At 68.6% G+C, this 14,161-nt stretch carries 16 protein-coding genes; 6 read left to right on the top strand and 10 right to left on the bottom strand.

What is annotated here, in order from left to right:
- The first annotated feature begins 3 nt into the window (after positions 1–3).
- The gene (locus ACGFH6_RS39115) at positions 4–405 is read left to right on the top strand and encodes a VOC family protein (protein WP_393394960.1); all 402 of its coding nucleotides are present in this window, start codon (positions 4–6) and stop codon (positions 403–405) included.
- Between the two features lie 4 nt (positions 406–409).
- Here the strand turns inward: ACGFH6_RS39115 and ACGFH6_RS39110 are convergent, their stop codons facing one another.
- Positions 410–949, bottom strand: a complete 540-nt coding sequence (locus tag ACGFH6_RS39110) for a GNAT family N-acetyltransferase (protein WP_393394957.1) — start codon at positions 947–949, stop codon at positions 410–412.
- Between the two features lie 81 nt (positions 950–1,030).
- On the opposite strand from ACGFH6_RS39110, the gene ACGFH6_RS39105 reads away from it, so the two are divergent.
- Positions 1,031–1,798: an SDR family NAD(P)-dependent oxidoreductase gene (locus ACGFH6_RS39105; RefSeq protein WP_393394954.1), complete on the top strand. Its 768-nt coding sequence runs from the start codon at positions 1,031–1,033 to the stop codon at positions 1,796–1,798.
- 54 nt (positions 1,799–1,852) lie between these two features.
- On the opposite strand, the gene ACGFH6_RS39100 is transcribed toward ACGFH6_RS39105, so the two are convergent.
- Positions 1,853–2,647, bottom strand: a complete 795-nt coding sequence (locus ACGFH6_RS39100) for an ABC transporter permease (protein ID WP_393394951.1) — start codon at positions 2,645–2,647, stop codon at positions 1,853–1,855.
- Complete coding sequence (locus ACGFH6_RS39095; protein ID WP_393394948.1) at positions 2,644–3,597, bottom strand: ATP-binding cassette domain-containing protein; 954 nt, start codon at positions 3,595–3,597, stop codon at positions 2,644–2,646. The genes ACGFH6_RS39100 and ACGFH6_RS39095 overlap by 4 nt, the downstream gene beginning before the upstream one ends.
- 111 nt (positions 3,598–3,708) lie before the next feature.
- Between ACGFH6_RS39095 and ACGFH6_RS39090 the strand changes: the two genes are divergently transcribed.
- Entirely contained in the window at positions 3,709–4,464 is a 756-nt protein-coding gene (locus tag ACGFH6_RS39090; RefSeq protein ID WP_393394945.1) for a TetR/AcrR family transcriptional regulator, read from the top strand.
- Here ACGFH6_RS39090 and ACGFH6_RS39085 read toward each other — a convergent pair.
- The 4 genes from ACGFH6_RS39085 to ACGFH6_RS39070 all read right to left on the bottom strand — a co-directional run bounded on the left by ACGFH6_RS39085 (position 4,461) and on the right by ACGFH6_RS39070 (position 7,351).
- Positions 4,461–5,063, bottom strand: a complete 603-nt coding sequence (locus ACGFH6_RS39085; protein ID WP_393394942.1) for an FMN reductase — start codon at positions 5,061–5,063, stop codon at positions 4,461–4,463. The two genes, ACGFH6_RS39090 and ACGFH6_RS39085, sit on opposite strands and share 4 nt — an antisense overlap.
- Positions 5,060–6,193, bottom strand: coding sequence for an LLM class flavin-dependent oxidoreductase (locus tag ACGFH6_RS39080; protein WP_393394939.1), 1,134 nt, complete (start codon positions 6,191–6,193; stop codon positions 5,060–5,062). Before ACGFH6_RS39080 ends, ACGFH6_RS39085 begins: the two co-directional genes overlap by 4 nt.
- A 246-nt stretch (positions 6,194–6,439) precedes the next feature.
- Positions 6,440–6,784 carry a tetratricopeptide repeat protein gene (locus ACGFH6_RS39075; protein WP_393394936.1) on the bottom strand — a complete coding sequence of 115 codons (345 nt, stop codon included), beginning with the start codon at positions 6,782–6,784 and terminating at the stop codon, positions 6,440–6,442.
- 84 nt (positions 6,785–6,868) lie between these two features.
- Positions 6,869–7,351: a GNAT family N-acetyltransferase gene (locus ACGFH6_RS39070; protein ID WP_393394933.1), complete on the bottom strand. Its 483-nt coding sequence runs from the start codon at positions 7,349–7,351 to the stop codon at positions 6,869–6,871.
- Positions 7,352–7,491: 140 nt separating this feature from the next.
- Between ACGFH6_RS39070 and ACGFH6_RS39065 the strand changes: the two genes are divergently transcribed.
- Complete coding sequence (locus ACGFH6_RS39065; protein ID WP_393394930.1) at positions 7,492–9,072, top strand: alkaline phosphatase D family protein; 1,581 nt, start codon at positions 7,492–7,494, stop codon at positions 9,070–9,072.
- A gap of 2 nt (positions 9,073–9,074) precedes the next feature.
- Here ACGFH6_RS39065 and ACGFH6_RS39060 read toward each other — a convergent pair whose 3' ends face one another.
- Entirely contained in the window at positions 9,075–9,827 is a 753-nt protein-coding gene (locus ACGFH6_RS39060) for an SDR family NAD(P)-dependent oxidoreductase (protein WP_393394927.1), read from the bottom strand.
- An 85-nt stretch (positions 9,828–9,912) separates the two neighbouring features.
- Between ACGFH6_RS39060 and ACGFH6_RS39055 the strand changes: the two genes are divergently transcribed.
- Positions 9,913–10,764: a helix-turn-helix transcriptional regulator gene (locus tag ACGFH6_RS39055; RefSeq protein ID WP_393394924.1), complete on the top strand. Its 852-nt coding sequence runs from the start codon at positions 9,913–9,915 to the stop codon at positions 10,762–10,764.
- 2 nt (positions 10,765–10,766) lie between these two features.
- On the opposite strand, the gene ACGFH6_RS39050 is transcribed toward ACGFH6_RS39055, so the two are convergent.
- On the bottom strand, positions 10,767–11,594 hold the full coding sequence (locus tag ACGFH6_RS39050) for a polysaccharide lyase family protein (protein ID WP_393394921.1): 828 nt from the start codon (positions 11,592–11,594) through the stop codon (positions 10,767–10,769).
- Positions 11,594–13,126 carry an alkaline phosphatase D family protein gene (locus ACGFH6_RS39045; RefSeq protein ID WP_393394918.1) on the bottom strand — a complete coding sequence of 511 codons (1,533 nt, stop codon included), beginning with the start codon at positions 13,124–13,126 and terminating at the stop codon, positions 11,594–11,596. Before ACGFH6_RS39045 ends, ACGFH6_RS39050 begins: the two co-directional genes overlap by 1 nt.
- Before the next feature lie 158 nt (positions 13,127–13,284).
- On the opposite strand from ACGFH6_RS39045, the gene ACGFH6_RS39040 reads away from it, so the two are divergent.
- Complete coding sequence (locus ACGFH6_RS39040) at positions 13,285–14,160, top strand: aldo/keto reductase (RefSeq protein ID WP_393394915.1); 876 nt, start codon at positions 13,285–13,287, stop codon at positions 14,158–14,160.
- Position 14,161: the final 1 nt, after the last annotated feature.

The following is a 14,161-nucleotide window of genomic DNA, read 5'->3' as shown; positions in this document are numbered from 1 at the left end:
CGCATGGTTGATCGCATGGTTGATCGCGAGGTGCAGCGGTACTCCCACGGCGAGCTGGCGATCGTGGTCGATGTGTCTGACCTGGATCGTTCCGCCGAGTTCTGGTGTCAGGTCCTGGGCTACGACCGTGCCGGCGGCTCGTCGGCGGCGTACCTGAGTTTGATTCCGGGTGACGGGCGTGGCTGCGAGGTTCTGCTGCAGCGTACGGACGATCGGAAGCTCGGCAAGAACCGTCTGCACCTGGACCTTCGGACGCCGGACCTGTCCGCCGAGGTGAGTCGGGTGCGTGCGTTGGGGGCGACGCAGCTGACCGAGGAACCCATCGTCGAGTCCGGCTGGACCTGGCATCTTCTCGCCGATCCGGATGGGAACGAGTTCTGCGTTCTGCAGCCGCCGGCGGGCTGATGGCTCAGATGGTGACGGTTACTGGGCGTTGGGGTGGGTTGAGCGGGTCGGTGGCGAGGCGGGCGTGGCGCTCGACGTCGTACCGGGTGCCGTCGTACGCGAGGCGCTGGCGTTCGACGCCTTCGTAGAGGAAACCGGCACCGGCGGCGACCGCGCACGAGGCCGCGTTGTTGGTGCGGTGGCCGAGCTCCAGGCGGTAGAGGCCCGCCTCTCGGTGGGCCCAGTTGGCGAGGGCGCGGAGCGAGTCCCGGGCGACGCCTTGGCCGCGGACCTCGGCGAGGGTCCAGTACCACGTCCAGCCGACCTGGTGCCGGTCGATGTTCGTCACCGCCACACACCCGATCGGGTGGTCGTCCGCGTCCGCGACGGCGTACACGTGCCCGTTGTCGAGGTCCGCCACGCGCCCGATCCAGTCCACCGCGGACGCCCGGTCCACGATCCCGTTCTGGTTCGCCATCTCGGGATCGCGATGCGCCGCCGTCAGCCGCAGCGCGTCCCCCGTTCGCCACCGCCGAAGATCCAACCGCCCCAGCGCGTATCCCATCCAAAAAATCTACCCCCGGCCGCGCCGGTTGGAACCAGCCCACGGCGCGTTCCCCGGCGTGATCGGGGGAGGATGGGGCGCATGGGATACCTGGATTTCAGGGATCAGGTCGTGGTGGTGACCGGGGCCAGCAGCGGGATCGGGGCCGCGGCGGCGGTGGGGTTCGCGGAGACTGGAGCCGCGGTGGCGTTGCACTACCACCAGAACGAGGAGGGAGCCAGGCACACGCTCGGCGCGGTGCAGACGGCCGGCGGTACGGCGTCCTTGCACCAGGCGGACCTCGCGGATCCGGCGGCGGCCGGGAAGCTGATCGACGACGTGCTGGCGAAGCACGGGCGGATCGACGTACTCGTGAACAACGCCGGTGACCTGGTCAAGCGGACCCCGGTGACCGACGTACCCGACGAGGAGTTCCACCGGATCCTGGACGTGAACCTGACGTCGGTGTTCGCCGTCAGCCGCAAGATCGTGCCGGTGTTCCGCGCGCAGGGCGGCGGGTCGATCATCAACGTCACCTCGATCGCCGGCCGGAACGGCGGTGGCGGCGGTTCGGTCGTCTACGCGACCAGCAAGGGCGCGGTCAGCACCTTCACCCGCGGCCTGGCCAAGGAGGTCGCACCGGACGGCATCCGCGTCAACGCGATCTCGCCCGGCGTGATCAAGACCCCGTTCCACGACCGCCACACCGGCGACGAGCAGATGAACGCGATGATCGGCACCATCCCGATGGGGCGCACCGGCACCCCGCACGAGTGCGTCGGCACCATCCTGTTCCTCGCCTCCGAGCGGATGGCGTCGTACGTCACCGGCCAGATCATCGAGGTCAACGGCGGCCAATTGATGCCATAGGCAAGCTCTAGAGTGGGGCTCCAGCGGTATGCCGCCGGAGCCCCACAGGCATCTCTACCGGGAGAGCGTGCGGTAGCGGTGCGCCGACAGCGGCAGGAACACCGCGGTCAGCACCAGCGGCCCGATGATCGCCGCGATCTCGGCATGGGTGCCGATCCAGGTGGCGGTCGCCGAGGGATCGGGATTGCCGAACAGGGCACGCGACGCGGTGGCTGTGGCCGACAACGGATTCCACTGCGCGATCGTGCCGAGCCAGGCCGGCATCGTGGACGTGGCGACGAACGCACTGGACAGGAAGCCGATCGGCCAGACCAGAACCTGCACCATCGTGACGCTCTGAGCGTTCTTCACCGACAGCCCGATGAAGATCCCGATCCACAGCAACGCGAACCGCAGCAGCAACAGCAACCCGAACGCGGCCACCGCGGCCGGCAGTCCGTCATGCCACCGCCAGCCGAGCGCGAGCCCGGCCGCGGCAAGCACGATCAGCGTCACCACCGAGTCCAGCATGTCCGCGATGCACCGCCCGAGGACGACCGCCGTCGAGCTCATCGGCAGCGAGCGGAATCGGTCGGTCACCCCCTTGTCCCGGTCCTGGGTGACCGCGGTCATCGTGCCTTCCAGCCCGAACAGCATCGACAGCGCGAAGATCCCCGGCACGAGCAGTTCGTAGTACGACTCGCCGTCGGGGAAGTCCATCGCGCCGCCGAGCAGCCCGCCGAACATCAGCAGCATCAGCACCGGGAAGAACCAGGAGAAGAGCACCAGCCCCGGCTGCATCCGCCAGTGCGTCAAGGTCCGCCGCGCGATCGTCCAACCATCCGCGAGCGCCCAGCCGAACGCAGTCATGCCGCCACCTCCGTCCCGGTCAGGTGCAGGAACACCTCGTCCAGCGTGGGCCTGCGCAAGGTGATGTCCTCCGGCTCGATCTTTGCCTCATGCAACGAGTTGGCCATCACCACGAGGGCCTTGGTGCGGTCCTTCACCGGCACACTGATCCGATTGTCGGCAATCCGAATGTCTCCGTCCGCCAATGGCCCGGCCAACGCGACCACCCGCTGCACGTCGGCCGGATCGACCAGCACCAGGTCCAGCCAGTCCGAGCCGAGCTGCGTCTTCAGCTCGTCCGGGGTGCCCTCGGCCACGACCACCCCTGCCTTGAGCATCGAGATCCGGTTCGCCAGTTGATCCGCCTCCTCCAGGTACTGCGTCGTCAGCAACACCGTCGTCCCGCCGTCCACCAACTGCCGTACGGCGGACCACACCTCGAGCCGCCCGGCCGGATCCAACCCGGTCGTCGGCTCGTCCACGAACAGGACCGCCGGCGCCACGATCAGGCTCGCCGCCAGGTCGAGTCGTCTCCGCATCCCACCGGAGTACTTGCTGACCGCCTGACCGGCTGCCTCCGTCAGGCTGAACCGCTCGAGCAACTCGTCGGCCCGGCGTACCGAGGCCGTGCGGCCCAGGTGATTCAGCCGGCCGAACATGACCAGGTTCTGCCGCCCGGTCAGTACTTCGTCGATCGCGGCGTACTGCCCGACCAGCCCGATCCGGCGCCGTACCTCCGCTCCTTGCCGACGGACGTCGTACCCCGCGATCGTCGCCGTACCGGAATCCATCTCGAGCAGTGTGGACAGGATCCGCACCGCCGTCGTCTTGCCGGCGCCGTTGGGGCCGAGCAGCCCCGTCACCGTGCCGGCGGTGACCTCCAGGTCGAAACCGTTCAGCCCCGCCCCCTCGGTGCCGCCCCGGTAGTTCTTCCGTACGCCGACGGCCTCGATCACACGTTCCGTAGTCACTTCCCACCTCTCGCCCAGGTTGAGTCGTAGAGTGTACCGTACACTGTACGATTCAGGTACGATCGGGACAACGACGAGCGGCTGGAGTTAGTTCCGTTGGCAGGAAAGAAGGTGTCCGCGCCCGATCCGGCGCGCAGTCTGGCGCTGCTGTGGGGCAGTCACACCAAGCCCGGCCGGTCCGGCCTGACCGTGCGGGCGATCGTCGACACGGCGATCGACCTGGCCGACGCCCAAGGGCTCGACGCGGTCTCGATGCGGATGGTCGCCGAGCAGCTGAAGGCCGGGACGATGTCGCTCTACACGCACGTCCCGGGCAAGGGCGAGCTGACCGACCTGATGTTCGACAGCGTGTACGGCGACCTGTACGCCGACGCCGACGAACCGTCGCGCCAGCCCGGCGGCTGGCGTGGAGCGCTGGAGTTCATCGCCCGGCGCAACTGGGATGTGCTCACGAAGCACCCCTGGATCCACGACGTGCCGACCATGCGCAACGCGCTCGGCCCCAACATCACCGTCAAGTACGAGGCCGAGCTACGGCCCCTCGACGGCCTCGGGCTGACCGACGTCGAGATGGACTCGGCCCTGACCCTGGTGCTCACGCACGTTCACGGGACCGCCCGCGCCGGAGCCGAACAGCTCCGCACGCAGCGCGAGTCCGGGCTGTCCGACGAGGAGTGGTGGCGGCAGATCTCGCCGACCCTGACCCGCGTCATGTCCGGCGCGGCTCAGCACTTCCCGGTGGCGGGACGGGTCGGCACCTCGGTCGGCGAACAGTTCCAGTCGGTCATCGACCCCGCGCACGCCTTGTCCTTCGGCCTCACCCGGATCCTCGACGGCATCTCACTGCTCATCGACGAGCGGTCCTAGCTGTTGAGCAGGTCCTCGAACGGCGTCGGGTTGTCGTACGGATCCACGTGCGCCGGCGTCTCGTGCTGCAGGGCGGCGACCAGCTCGGTCGCGGCCTGAGTGATGCGGGGCCGCAGCGTCGTCGCGTTCGGACCCCAGTCCGTGGACGCGGCGTACACGGCGGTCGGGACCGGGATCGCCTTCAGATAGGCGAACAGCGGACGCAGCGCGAACTCGAGCACCAGCGAGTGGCGCTCGGTCCCGCCGGTCGCCGCGAGCAGGACCGGCTTGCCGGCCAATGCCTGGTCGTCGAGTACGTCGAAGAACATCTTGAACAGCCCGGAGTACGACGCACTGAAGGTCGGCGAGACCACGATCAGAGCATCCGCCCCGGCGACCGTGGCGAGGACCTTCTCCAGCTCGGCCGAGGGGAAGCCGGTGAGCAGGTTGTTCGTCAGGTCGTGCGCGTGGTCGCGGGCCTCGATCAGCTCGATCCGCGACTCGATCCCGCGCCCGGACAGCTCGTCCCGGACGGCGGCCGCCAGCTGGTCGGCGAGCAGCCGGGACGACGACGGTGTCGTCAGCCCGGCCGTCACCACGGCGATTACGCGTTCCTTCATCGGCTCGTCTCCTCGACCGATCCGGCCGGCTCCGGGATCGTCTCCAGGTCGTGTGCCCGCTCGGCCGCGGCCTTCAGTGAAGCGTGCGTCGGCGCGTCGGGTACGTGCGCCGGCCGCTTGGCGGCGAACTCCTTCCGCAGTACCGGAACCACCTCTTCGCCGAGGATGTCCAGCTGCTCCAGCACGGTCTTCAAGGGCAGCCCGGCGTGGTCCATCAGGAACAGCTGCCGCTGGTAGTCACCGAAGTGCTCCCGGAACGTCAGCGTCCGCTCGATCACCTGCTGCGGGCTGCCGACCGTCAACGGGGTCTCCCGGCTGAAGTCCTCCAGGGACGGGCCGTGTCCGTAGACCGGCGCGTTGTCGAAGTACGGCCGGAACTCGTTGACGGCGTCCTGCGAGTTCTTCCGCATGAACACCTGACCGCCGAGGCCGACGATCGCCTGGTCCGCGGCGCCGTGGCCGTAGTGCTCGAAGCGCTTGCGGTACAGCTCGATCATCCGCTGGGTGTGCGAGACCGGCCAGAAGATGTTGTTGTGGAAGAAGCCGTCGCCGTAGTACGCGGCCTGCTCGGCGATCTCCGGCGAGCGGATCGACCCGTGCCAGACGAACGGCGGTACGCCGTCCAGCGGCCGCGGTGTCGCGGTGAAGCCCTGCAGCGGCGTACGGAACTTGCCTTCCCAGTCGACCACGTCCTCACGCCAGAGCCGGCGCAGCAGGGCGTAGTTCTCGATCGCGAGCCCGATGCCGTTGCGGATGTCCTGACCGAACCACGGGTACACCGGGCCGGTGTTGCCGCGACCCATCATCAGGTCGACCCGGCCGTCGGCCAGGTGCTGCAGCATCGCGTAGTCCTCGGCGATCTTCACCGGGTCGTTGGTGGTCATCAGGGTCGTCGCGGTGGACAGGATGATCTTCGACGTCTTCGCGGCGATGAAGCCGAGTTGCGTGGTCGGCGACGACGGCACGAACGGCGGGTTGTGGTGCTCACCCTGGGCGAACACGTCCAGGCCGACCTCTTCGGCCTTCAGCGCGATGGCCACCATCGCCTTGATCCGCTCGGCCTCGCTCACGGTCGTGCCGGTGGTCGGATCCTCGGTCACGTCACCGACGGTGAACACACCGAACTGCATCTGTCCTCCTCGACTGGGGCAGATAGTTCACTATTAAACTACCGATGCCCACGTCAACGCCAATCCCCGGTCTGTCATTCCATCACGCCCGTGTCAGGCCAGGTGTGCGGAGAGCGGCGAAGCGTCACGGGACCCTTGCCGGCGCGGACGCCCAGGGCTCAGGCAGATCACCGCCGCCGACGCGCGCGATGAACCAGTGGTCCTCCATGTGCGCGCGATGGTTCTGGGTGGCAGCGCCGCCCTACGTCAGGCGCTGTGAGGCCTGAGTAGTTCGTCGTCACCGGTGAGCGCCGCCGCGATCCGGCGGTGCTTGCCGGCCTCCTCGGCCCGCGACTGCCGCTCGAGTGTCCGCGCCATCATCAGGTGCGCGTAGTACTCGGTCGGCTCCCGCTCGAGCACCTCGAGCAACTGCTCCTCAGCCGGCTTCAGCAACGCCGCGTGATAGTAGGCCCGAGCCAGCAACAACCGGGTCCCCACATCCTCAGGCGTCTCCTCCACCACCGGCTGCAAGGCCCGGATAGCCCCCCGATAATCCCGCTCCTCGAAGTACTGCTGCCCCAGCCCATAACTGAGCGCCCGCAAGTCCTCCACCAAACACCTCCTCGTAGCAACCAAGACACCGACCCAACGGCCAGACCCCCCGCGCCTATTCCGGGCGCGTCGCCGGCCCGGAGGCTACGAGCCGAGGTGGGTGAGGGGTTCGTCGGTCAGGCGGTAGATGGTCCATTCGTCCTGGGGGTGGGCGCCCAGGGACTTGTAGAAGTCGATGGCGGGGGTGTTCCAGTTGAGGACGGACCATTCGAGGCGTTCGTAGCCTTGGGTCACGCATTCCTGGGCCAGGGCGGTGAGGAGGGCTTTGCCCAGGCCGGTGCCGCGGGTTTCGGGGCGGACGAAGAGGTCTTCGAGGTAGATGCCGTGGACGCCGCGCCAGGTGGAGAAGCTGAGGAACCACAGGGCGCATCCAGCCACCGCGCCCTCGTGTTCGGCGACGTGGCAGAAGACGGCGGGGCTCTCGCCGAAGAGTGCGGTGTGCAGCTGGTCCGCGGTCAGGTGGCACTCGTCGGGGGCTCGCTCGTACTCGGCCAGGCCGTACACCAGTTCCACGAGCGCGGGGACGTCGTCGGGGCGGGCTCGTCGTACTCGTTCGTCGATCTGCATGGACCTATCGTGCCGGGTGATCGACGCATCGGGCAGCGGCGTTAACTTACCGACCAACTACGCGACAAGTAGCCGACATGCGGTGACTGAAGACTGGCCGCGCTTTCCCCCACCTGATCCGCCCTTCATCTGGAGGAACCATGTCAGTCTCCCGCCGTCGCTTCCTCGGCCTGGGTGGTGCGGGCACTGCCGCCGTACTGCTCGGCACCGGGGCTTGGGACGCCTCGACGACGTACGCCGTTCCGGCCGGCAGCGGCAACCCGTTCACGCTCGGCATCGCCTCGGGTGATCCGCAGTACGACGGTGTCGTGCTCTGGACCCGGCTCGCCACCGACCCGTACGCCGTCGACGGGAAAGGCGGGATGCCCGCCCGGCCGGTCCGGGTCGAGTACGAGGTCGCCCGGGACGAGCACTTCCGGCACATCGTCCGCCGGTCCAGCGTCGTCGCCACCCCCGAGCTCGGCCACTCGGTCCACCCCGAGATCCGCGGCCTGCTGCCCGACACCGTGTACTACTACCGTTTCCGGACCGGCCGCGAGGTGTCGCCGACCGGCCGGACCCGGACCACGCCGCATCCGTTCACCTCGCCGCGCGAGTTGCGGTTCGCGTTCGCGTCCTGCAACGCCTGGCAGGACGGCTACTACACGGCGTACGACCACATGGCCAAGGAGGATCTCGACCTGGTCGTGCACCTCGGCGACTACCTGTACGAGTCCGGCGTCAAGACCAACAAGCGCGGGGTGACGACGGACCCGCGCTTCCACACCGAGACGTTCGACCTCGCCCGCTACCGGCTGCAGTACTCGCTGTACAAGACCGAGGCCCCGCTGCAGGCCGCGCACGCCGCCCACCCGTGGATCCACACGTTCGACGACCACGAGGTGGAGAACAACTGGGCCGGCGACATCTCCCAGGTCGACACCGAGCCGGACCAGGACCCGGTCGTGTTCCGGGCCCGCCGCGCCCAGGCCTTCCAGGCGCTGTACGAGAACATGCCGCTGCGGCACGAGCAGATGCCGTCCGGCCCGAACATCCGTTACCACCGGCGGCTCCCGTACGGCCGGCTGGCGGACTTCACCATCCTGGACACCCGCCAGTACCGCTCGGACCAGCCGTGCGGTGACGGCGACTCGTCCACCTGCGACGACCGGTTCGACCCGGACAACACCATGCTCGGCGGCAAGCAGCGCGCCTGGCTGCTGGACGGTTTCCGCCGGTCGCACGCCCGCTGGCAGGTGATCGGCAACCAGACCCCGATGGGCCAGACCGACTGGACGCCGGGTCCGGAGACCCACGTCTGGCTGGACCCGTGGGACGGTTACGTTGCCGAGCGCAACAAGGTGCTCGCGACTGCGCAGGACAGTGGTGTCCGCAACCTGGTGGTGATCACCGGCGATCGGCACCAGAACTACGCCCTCGAGCTGAAGCGTGACTTCGCCGACCCGGACTCGCGCAACGTCGGCACCGAGTTCGTCGGTACGTCGATCACCAGCGGCGGCGACGGTGCCGACATGACCGACCAGGGCCAGCAGTTCCTGGCGGCCAACCCGCACCTGAAGTTCTTCAACAACCAGCGCGGCTACGTCCGCGTCACCGTGAACCAGAAGCAGTGGCGCTCCGACTTCCGCGTCGTCCCCTACGTCCAGACCCCGAACGCTCCGATCAGTACCCGCGCGACGTACGTCGTCGAGGACCGCGACCCACGCGTGCACGCAAGCTGAGGTCAGGCTGCCAGGCCGCCGTCGACACGCAGCACGGTGCCGGTCACGTACGACGACCGGTCGCTGAGCAGCCAGGCGGCGGCCTGCGCGATCTCGTCAGGCTGGGCGGCGCGGCCCAGCGGCGTCCGCGCGTTCAGGCTGTCGATGATGCCGGGCGTGGCATGGTCCCAGGCGTGCAGCATCTCGGTCAGCGTCGTCCCCGGAGCGATCGCGTTGACCCGGATGTTCTCCGGGCCGTAGGTGATCGCGGCCGACTCGGTGAGGCTGTTGCCGGCCCGCTTCAGCGCGCCGTACGCCGGCAGTGCGGGGTTCCCGGCGAGACTGCCGACGCTCGACGTGTTGACGATGCTCCCGTGTCCGGTGGTCGCCCGGATCGCCGCGACCTCGGCGACCATCGCGGTCCACAGCCCTCTGAGGTTGATGGCGTACCCCTGGTCGAACTGGTCCACGCTCATCTGGTCCATCGGTCCGGGTGGGATGCCGATCGCGCCGTTGTTGAAGGCACCGTCCAGGCGCCCGTACTCCGAGACTGCACGATCGACCGCGGCGTGGACCGCGTCGGGATCGGCGAGGTCAGCGACCATGTACGCCGCATTCGCACCGATCTCGCGAGTGACTGCCGCCAGCTCCGATTCGGTCCGGGCGGCGAGCATCACCTGCGCCCCTTCGGCGGCGAACAGCCGAGCGGCCGCGGCACCGATCCCACGCCCGGCGCCGGTGACGAAGATGACTCTTCCTTCAAGCAGTTTGTCCATGCCGTCGAGCCTGGGCGCCGGCGGCGGCCGTAACCAGACACCGGTAGTACCTGGCTAAGCTCGCGCGACGCGGCAGACTGGACGCGTGGACAAGCCGGAGCTGGCAGCCTTTCTGCGCAACAGACGTGAACGGATCAAGCCGTCCGACGTCGGGCTGCCCGCCGGCCGGCGCCGCCGTACGCCGGGACTGCGCCGCGAGGAAGTGGCCCAGTTGGCGTACATCTCGACCGAGTACTACACCCGGCTGGAACAGGCCCGGGCGCCGCATCCGTCCGGTGAGGTGCTCGCCGGGCTGGCCCGCGCACTCCGCCTCGGCGATGCCGAACGCAACTACCTCCATGATCTGGCCGGTGTACCGGTGGCGCCGCCGCCGGGCCCGCCGCGCCAGGTCCGGCAGAGCATCCTCGACCTGCTGGAACGGCTGCCGAACGCGGCCGCGATCGTCCTGTCGGCGTCGTACGAGGTGATCGCCTGGAACCACCTGGCGACGGCGTTGATGGAGGACTTCTCACTCCTCTCCCGACGGGATCGGAACCTGATCCGGCGCGCGTTCCTCGGTCCGCCGCCGAGCTCAGGCCGGTTGTACTCGGTCTCCGACGCCGGGCTGTTCGCCCGGAGTGCGGCGAACCACCTCCGGGCGACGGCAGCGCGGTACCCGGACGATCCGGAGACCCAGGAGCTGATCGCCGAACTGCTCGCGGGCAGCGACGAGTTCGCCCGGCTGTGGGAGGCGCACGACGTGCTCGCGGAGCCCACTCTGTGCAAGACCTTCGAGCATCCGGTGGTCGGTACGGTGACCGTGAACTGCGATGCCCTCGCGATCCCCGACCGCGACCAGCAGGTGATCATCTACACCGCGACCCCCGGCTCGCCTTCGGAGGAAGCACTGCGGCTGCTGTCGGTGGTCGGCACCCAACGACTCGACGTGCCCGGCTGAGCTCACTTCCGGGCATAGACCCCGAAGGCGTCGTAGGCGATCCAGGAGCCCTCGTCCTTCACCAGCTCGATCACGTTCTGACCGGTCCGGAAGAGTGCCTTGGGCAACGGTGTCTCGAGGTACGACGGCTTGAGCGGTGAACCGGGGTAGGTGCTGTCGGCGATCGTCGAACCTTTGGTGGCGCCGTTCGCGAACGCCAGCCGCCCGACCTCAGTGCCGTTGACGGACAGTACGGCGGAGCCGGGGATGCTGGCGTGGCTGTCGATCAGCCACAGAGCCAGGTCGAGATCCTGCTCCGGCACCGCGGTCAGGTCGAACCGGAACTTCACCGTGTGGATCTTCGTTCCGGCCCACTTGTCCGCCGGCCCGGGGAACAGGTACGACCAGTCGGCCGAAGGAACCGAAGTGCCGTAGGTGTAGTCGACGTCCGAGGGGAAGCGCACCGGGTATTCGGCGTACCCCTTGGGTGACAACGCCAGCTCCGAGCCCTTGCCGTCGTACACGCCGACTCGCGCGATTGGCTGACCGGATATCGTCACGGACGTCTTGCTCGCAGCGGCAAGGGATCGCGACGGCTGCGACCTGTTGCCCGCAGCATCCACTGTCACCACCCGATAGGACCTGTTGACGCCGGCGAATCCGAGTCCGCGATGCACGAAGTGCGGATAGACGGTCTTGCCCAGCAGGGTGTACGCCGTGGATCCGGGGTCGGCGACGTACACGGCGTAGTGGTCGACAACCGTTGCCCACGACACCGGTTTCCAGTCGAGGGTGAGGGTGCCGATGTCGCCGGTGCCACGAAGCTGGGTGACGGCGGGAGGACGATTCATCACAGTGCCTCCAGACGAGGATCGTCAGCGGGCGTGCGGAAGGTCGCGACCACACGCGGTTCGGCGTTGGCGTCGGCCTGGATGTAGGGGAAGGTGACGAACTCCGAGGTCAGGTCGGAGCGGGTCAAGGTCGAGTGCACATACCCACGGCGCGCGTTGTAGAGCTTCACGTACGGGTGCTGGAGCCAGTCCTGCGCGTACTGGTCCGTGTCGGTGCCGTCCCCGTTGGAGCCGACCGACGAGCACACCAACTCCACGCCGACCGTCCGGGAGTCCGGATTCGCGAAGTCCAGCTTCAGTTCGGATGCCACGTGGCGGTGGATGTCGCCGGTGAGCATGACCGAGGTGCCGGCCTGGCCCATTGCCTCGAGCACCCGGCGCCGGTTCGCCGGATAGCCGTCCCACTGCTCGGTCCGGTCGTCCGTGATCGCGCTGAGGACGACACCGCCAGCGACCACGTTCCAGGTCGCGGGTGAATGGCGGAGTCCGTCGTACAGCCACTTCTCCTGCTCGGCGCCCATGATGGTGCGCTGCTCGGACACGCGATCGGCTTCGTCCACCGGCAGCGGGTCGCGGTACTGCCGGGTGTCGAGCAGGTGCACCCGCGCGAGCGATCCGACGTCGTACCGCCGGTAGAGCTGACCGTCCGGTCCGTGTGGCAGGCTGTCCAGAGCGACCGGCACGTTCTCGTAGAACGCGCGATAAGCAACGGCGCGGCGATGCACGAACAGTTCCGGCGGGATCCCGTACAGCGAGTTGTCGGCGCCGTAGTTGTTCTGCACCTCGTGGTCGTCCCAGACCAGGAACCACGGCGCGGCCGCGTGCGCGGCCTGCAGGTCCGGGTCGGTCTTGAACAGGCTGTACCGCAACCGGTACTGCTCCAGTGTCTCGATCTCCACGCCGTGCTCGGGTCCGACCGAGACGCCCTCACGCCAGAGGTTGTCGCCGGCAACGATCCCGTACTCGTAGATGTAGTCGCCGAGGAAGAACACCGCGTCCGGCGCCCGGCGGGCGATGTCGCGATGGGCTGCGAAGTACCCGTGGTACCAGGCCTGGCAGGAGGCGGTGGCGAAGGTGAACTGCGACCCCTGGACCGGCAGCGTCTTGGTCCGGCCGACAGGGCTGAGCTCACTGCCGGCGCGGAACCGGTAGAAGTACTCGCGATCCGGCCGCAGACCGCGCACCTCGGGATGTACGGCGTGCGCCAGCTCGGGGGTGGCGATCGCGAGACCCCGGCGTACGACGCGCTTGAACTGGCTGTCCTCGGCGACTTCGTACTGCACCGGCACGTGGTCGGCGCGCATGCCGCCGTGGCCGTCGGTGGCCAGCGGCGTCGGGGCGAGTCGGGTCCAGAGGACGAAACCGTCGGTGCGTGGATCGCCGGAGGCGACGCCGAGTGCGAAGGCGCCGGACGGAATCGGGCGTCCCGGGGTGGCGTCGGCGCCGGCCGGTGCGGCGACGCCGATGGCGACCGCGGCGGCGCTCAGGCCGGTCAGTTGGAGGAAGGTACGACGGGTGGGAGGAGGAGGCACGGGCGGGCTCCGATCCAGGGGAGGGTCGAGTTGCGTCACATTCTTACGTAACTACCGTTCGAAAGGTAACCCCTTGACATCGATTCAGCACCAGGAGTGCTGAGTCTGTGCGGAGATTCCTGTTGGAATCGGCGACCCGCACGCGGGACGTTGGAGACATGGCAGCTCAGACGAACCACACCCGCCGGATCGGCGACGTCGAGGTCAGCGCGATCGGGCTCGGCGGCATGCCGATGTCGATCGAGGGCCGGCCCGACGAGGCCCGGTCGATCGCGACCATCCACGCGGCGCTCGACCTCGGCATCACGCTGATCGACACCGCCGACGCGTACCACCTGACCGCGACCGACGTCGGCCACAACGAGTCCCTGATCGCCAAGGCGCTGGCGTCGTACGGCGGCGACACCTCGAAGGTCCTGGTCGCGACGAAGGGCGGCCACCAGCGGCCCGGTGACGGCAGCTGGACCGTGGACGGGTCGCCGGCGCACCTGAAGGAAGCGGCGGACGAGTCGCTCAAGCGGCTCGGGGTGGAGGCGATCGGGCTGTACCAGTTCCACCGGCCTGACCCGAAGACGCCGTACGCGGACTCCATCGGCGCGATCCGCGACCTGCTCGACGCCGGCAAGATCCGGATGGCCGGCATCTCGAACGCGAACCCGGCCCAGATCAAGCAGGCCAACGAGATCCTCGGCGGCCGTCTCGTCTCGGTGCAGAACCAGTTCTCGCCGGCGTTCCGGTCCAGCGAGCCGGAGCTCGAGCTGTGCGACGAGCTCGGCATCGCGTTCCTGCCCTGGGCGCCGCTCGGCGGCATCTCGAACGCCGGCGCGCTCGGCAGCAAGCACCCCGCGTTCCACCGGATCGCCGCCGACCTCGGTGTCAGCCCGCAGCGCGTCACGCTCGCGTGGCTGCTGGCCAAGTCCCCGCACGTCGTCCCGATCCCCGGCTCCAGCCGCCCGGAGACGATCCGCGACTCGTACGCCGCCCTGGACCTCGAACTCACCGCCGACCAGGTCGCCACCCTGGACGCCGCCTGAC

The sequence above is a fragment of the Kribbella sp. NPDC049227 genome (assembly GCF_043197265.1).
GTDB lineage: Bacteria > Actinomycetota > Actinomycetes > Propionibacteriales > Kribbellaceae > Kribbella.
This window is presented reverse-complemented; position numbering and strand designations above follow the sequence as displayed.

Bases quoted from the DNA above. Each gene is read 5' to 3' on its own strand.
- ACGFH6_RS39040 (WP_393394915.1), top strand. From the start codon at position 13,285: ATGGCAGCTCAGACGAACCACACCCGCCGGATCGGCGACGTCGAGGTC.
- ACGFH6_RS39070 (WP_393394933.1), bottom strand. From the start codon at position 7,351: ATGCAGATCGACGAACGAGTACGACGAGCCCGCCCCGACGACGTCCCC.
- ACGFH6_RS39110 (WP_393394957.1), bottom strand. From the start codon at position 949: ATGGGATACGCGCTGGGGCGGTTGGATCTTCGGCGGTGGCGAACGGGG.
- ACGFH6_RS39105 (WP_393394954.1), top strand. From the start codon at position 1,031: ATGGGATACCTGGATTTCAGGGATCAGGTCGTGGTGGTGACCGGGGCC.
- ACGFH6_RS39050 (WP_393394921.1), bottom strand. From the start codon at position 11,594: ATGAATCGTCCTCCCGCCGTCACCCAGCTTCGTGGCACCGGCGACATC.
- ACGFH6_RS39060 (WP_393394927.1), bottom strand. From the start codon at position 9,827: ATGGACAAACTGCTTGAAGGAAGAGTCATCTTCGTCACCGGCGCCGGG.
- ACGFH6_RS39085 (WP_393394942.1), bottom strand. From the start codon at position 5,063: ATGAAGGAACGCGTAATCGCCGTGGTGACGGCCGGGCTGACGACACCG.
- ACGFH6_RS39065 (WP_393394930.1), top strand. From the start codon at position 7,492: ATGTCAGTCTCCCGCCGTCGCTTCCTCGGCCTGGGTGGTGCGGGCACT.
- ACGFH6_RS39080 (WP_393394939.1), bottom strand. From the start codon at position 6,193: ATGCAGTTCGGTGTGTTCACCGTCGGTGACGTGACCGAGGATCCGACC.
- ACGFH6_RS39115 (WP_393394960.1), top strand. From the start codon at position 4: ATGGTTGATCGCATGGTTGATCGCGAGGTGCAGCGGTACTCCCACGGC.
- ACGFH6_RS39100 (WP_393394951.1), bottom strand. From the start codon at position 2,647: ATGACTGCGTTCGGCTGGGCGCTCGCGGATGGTTGGACGATCGCGCGG.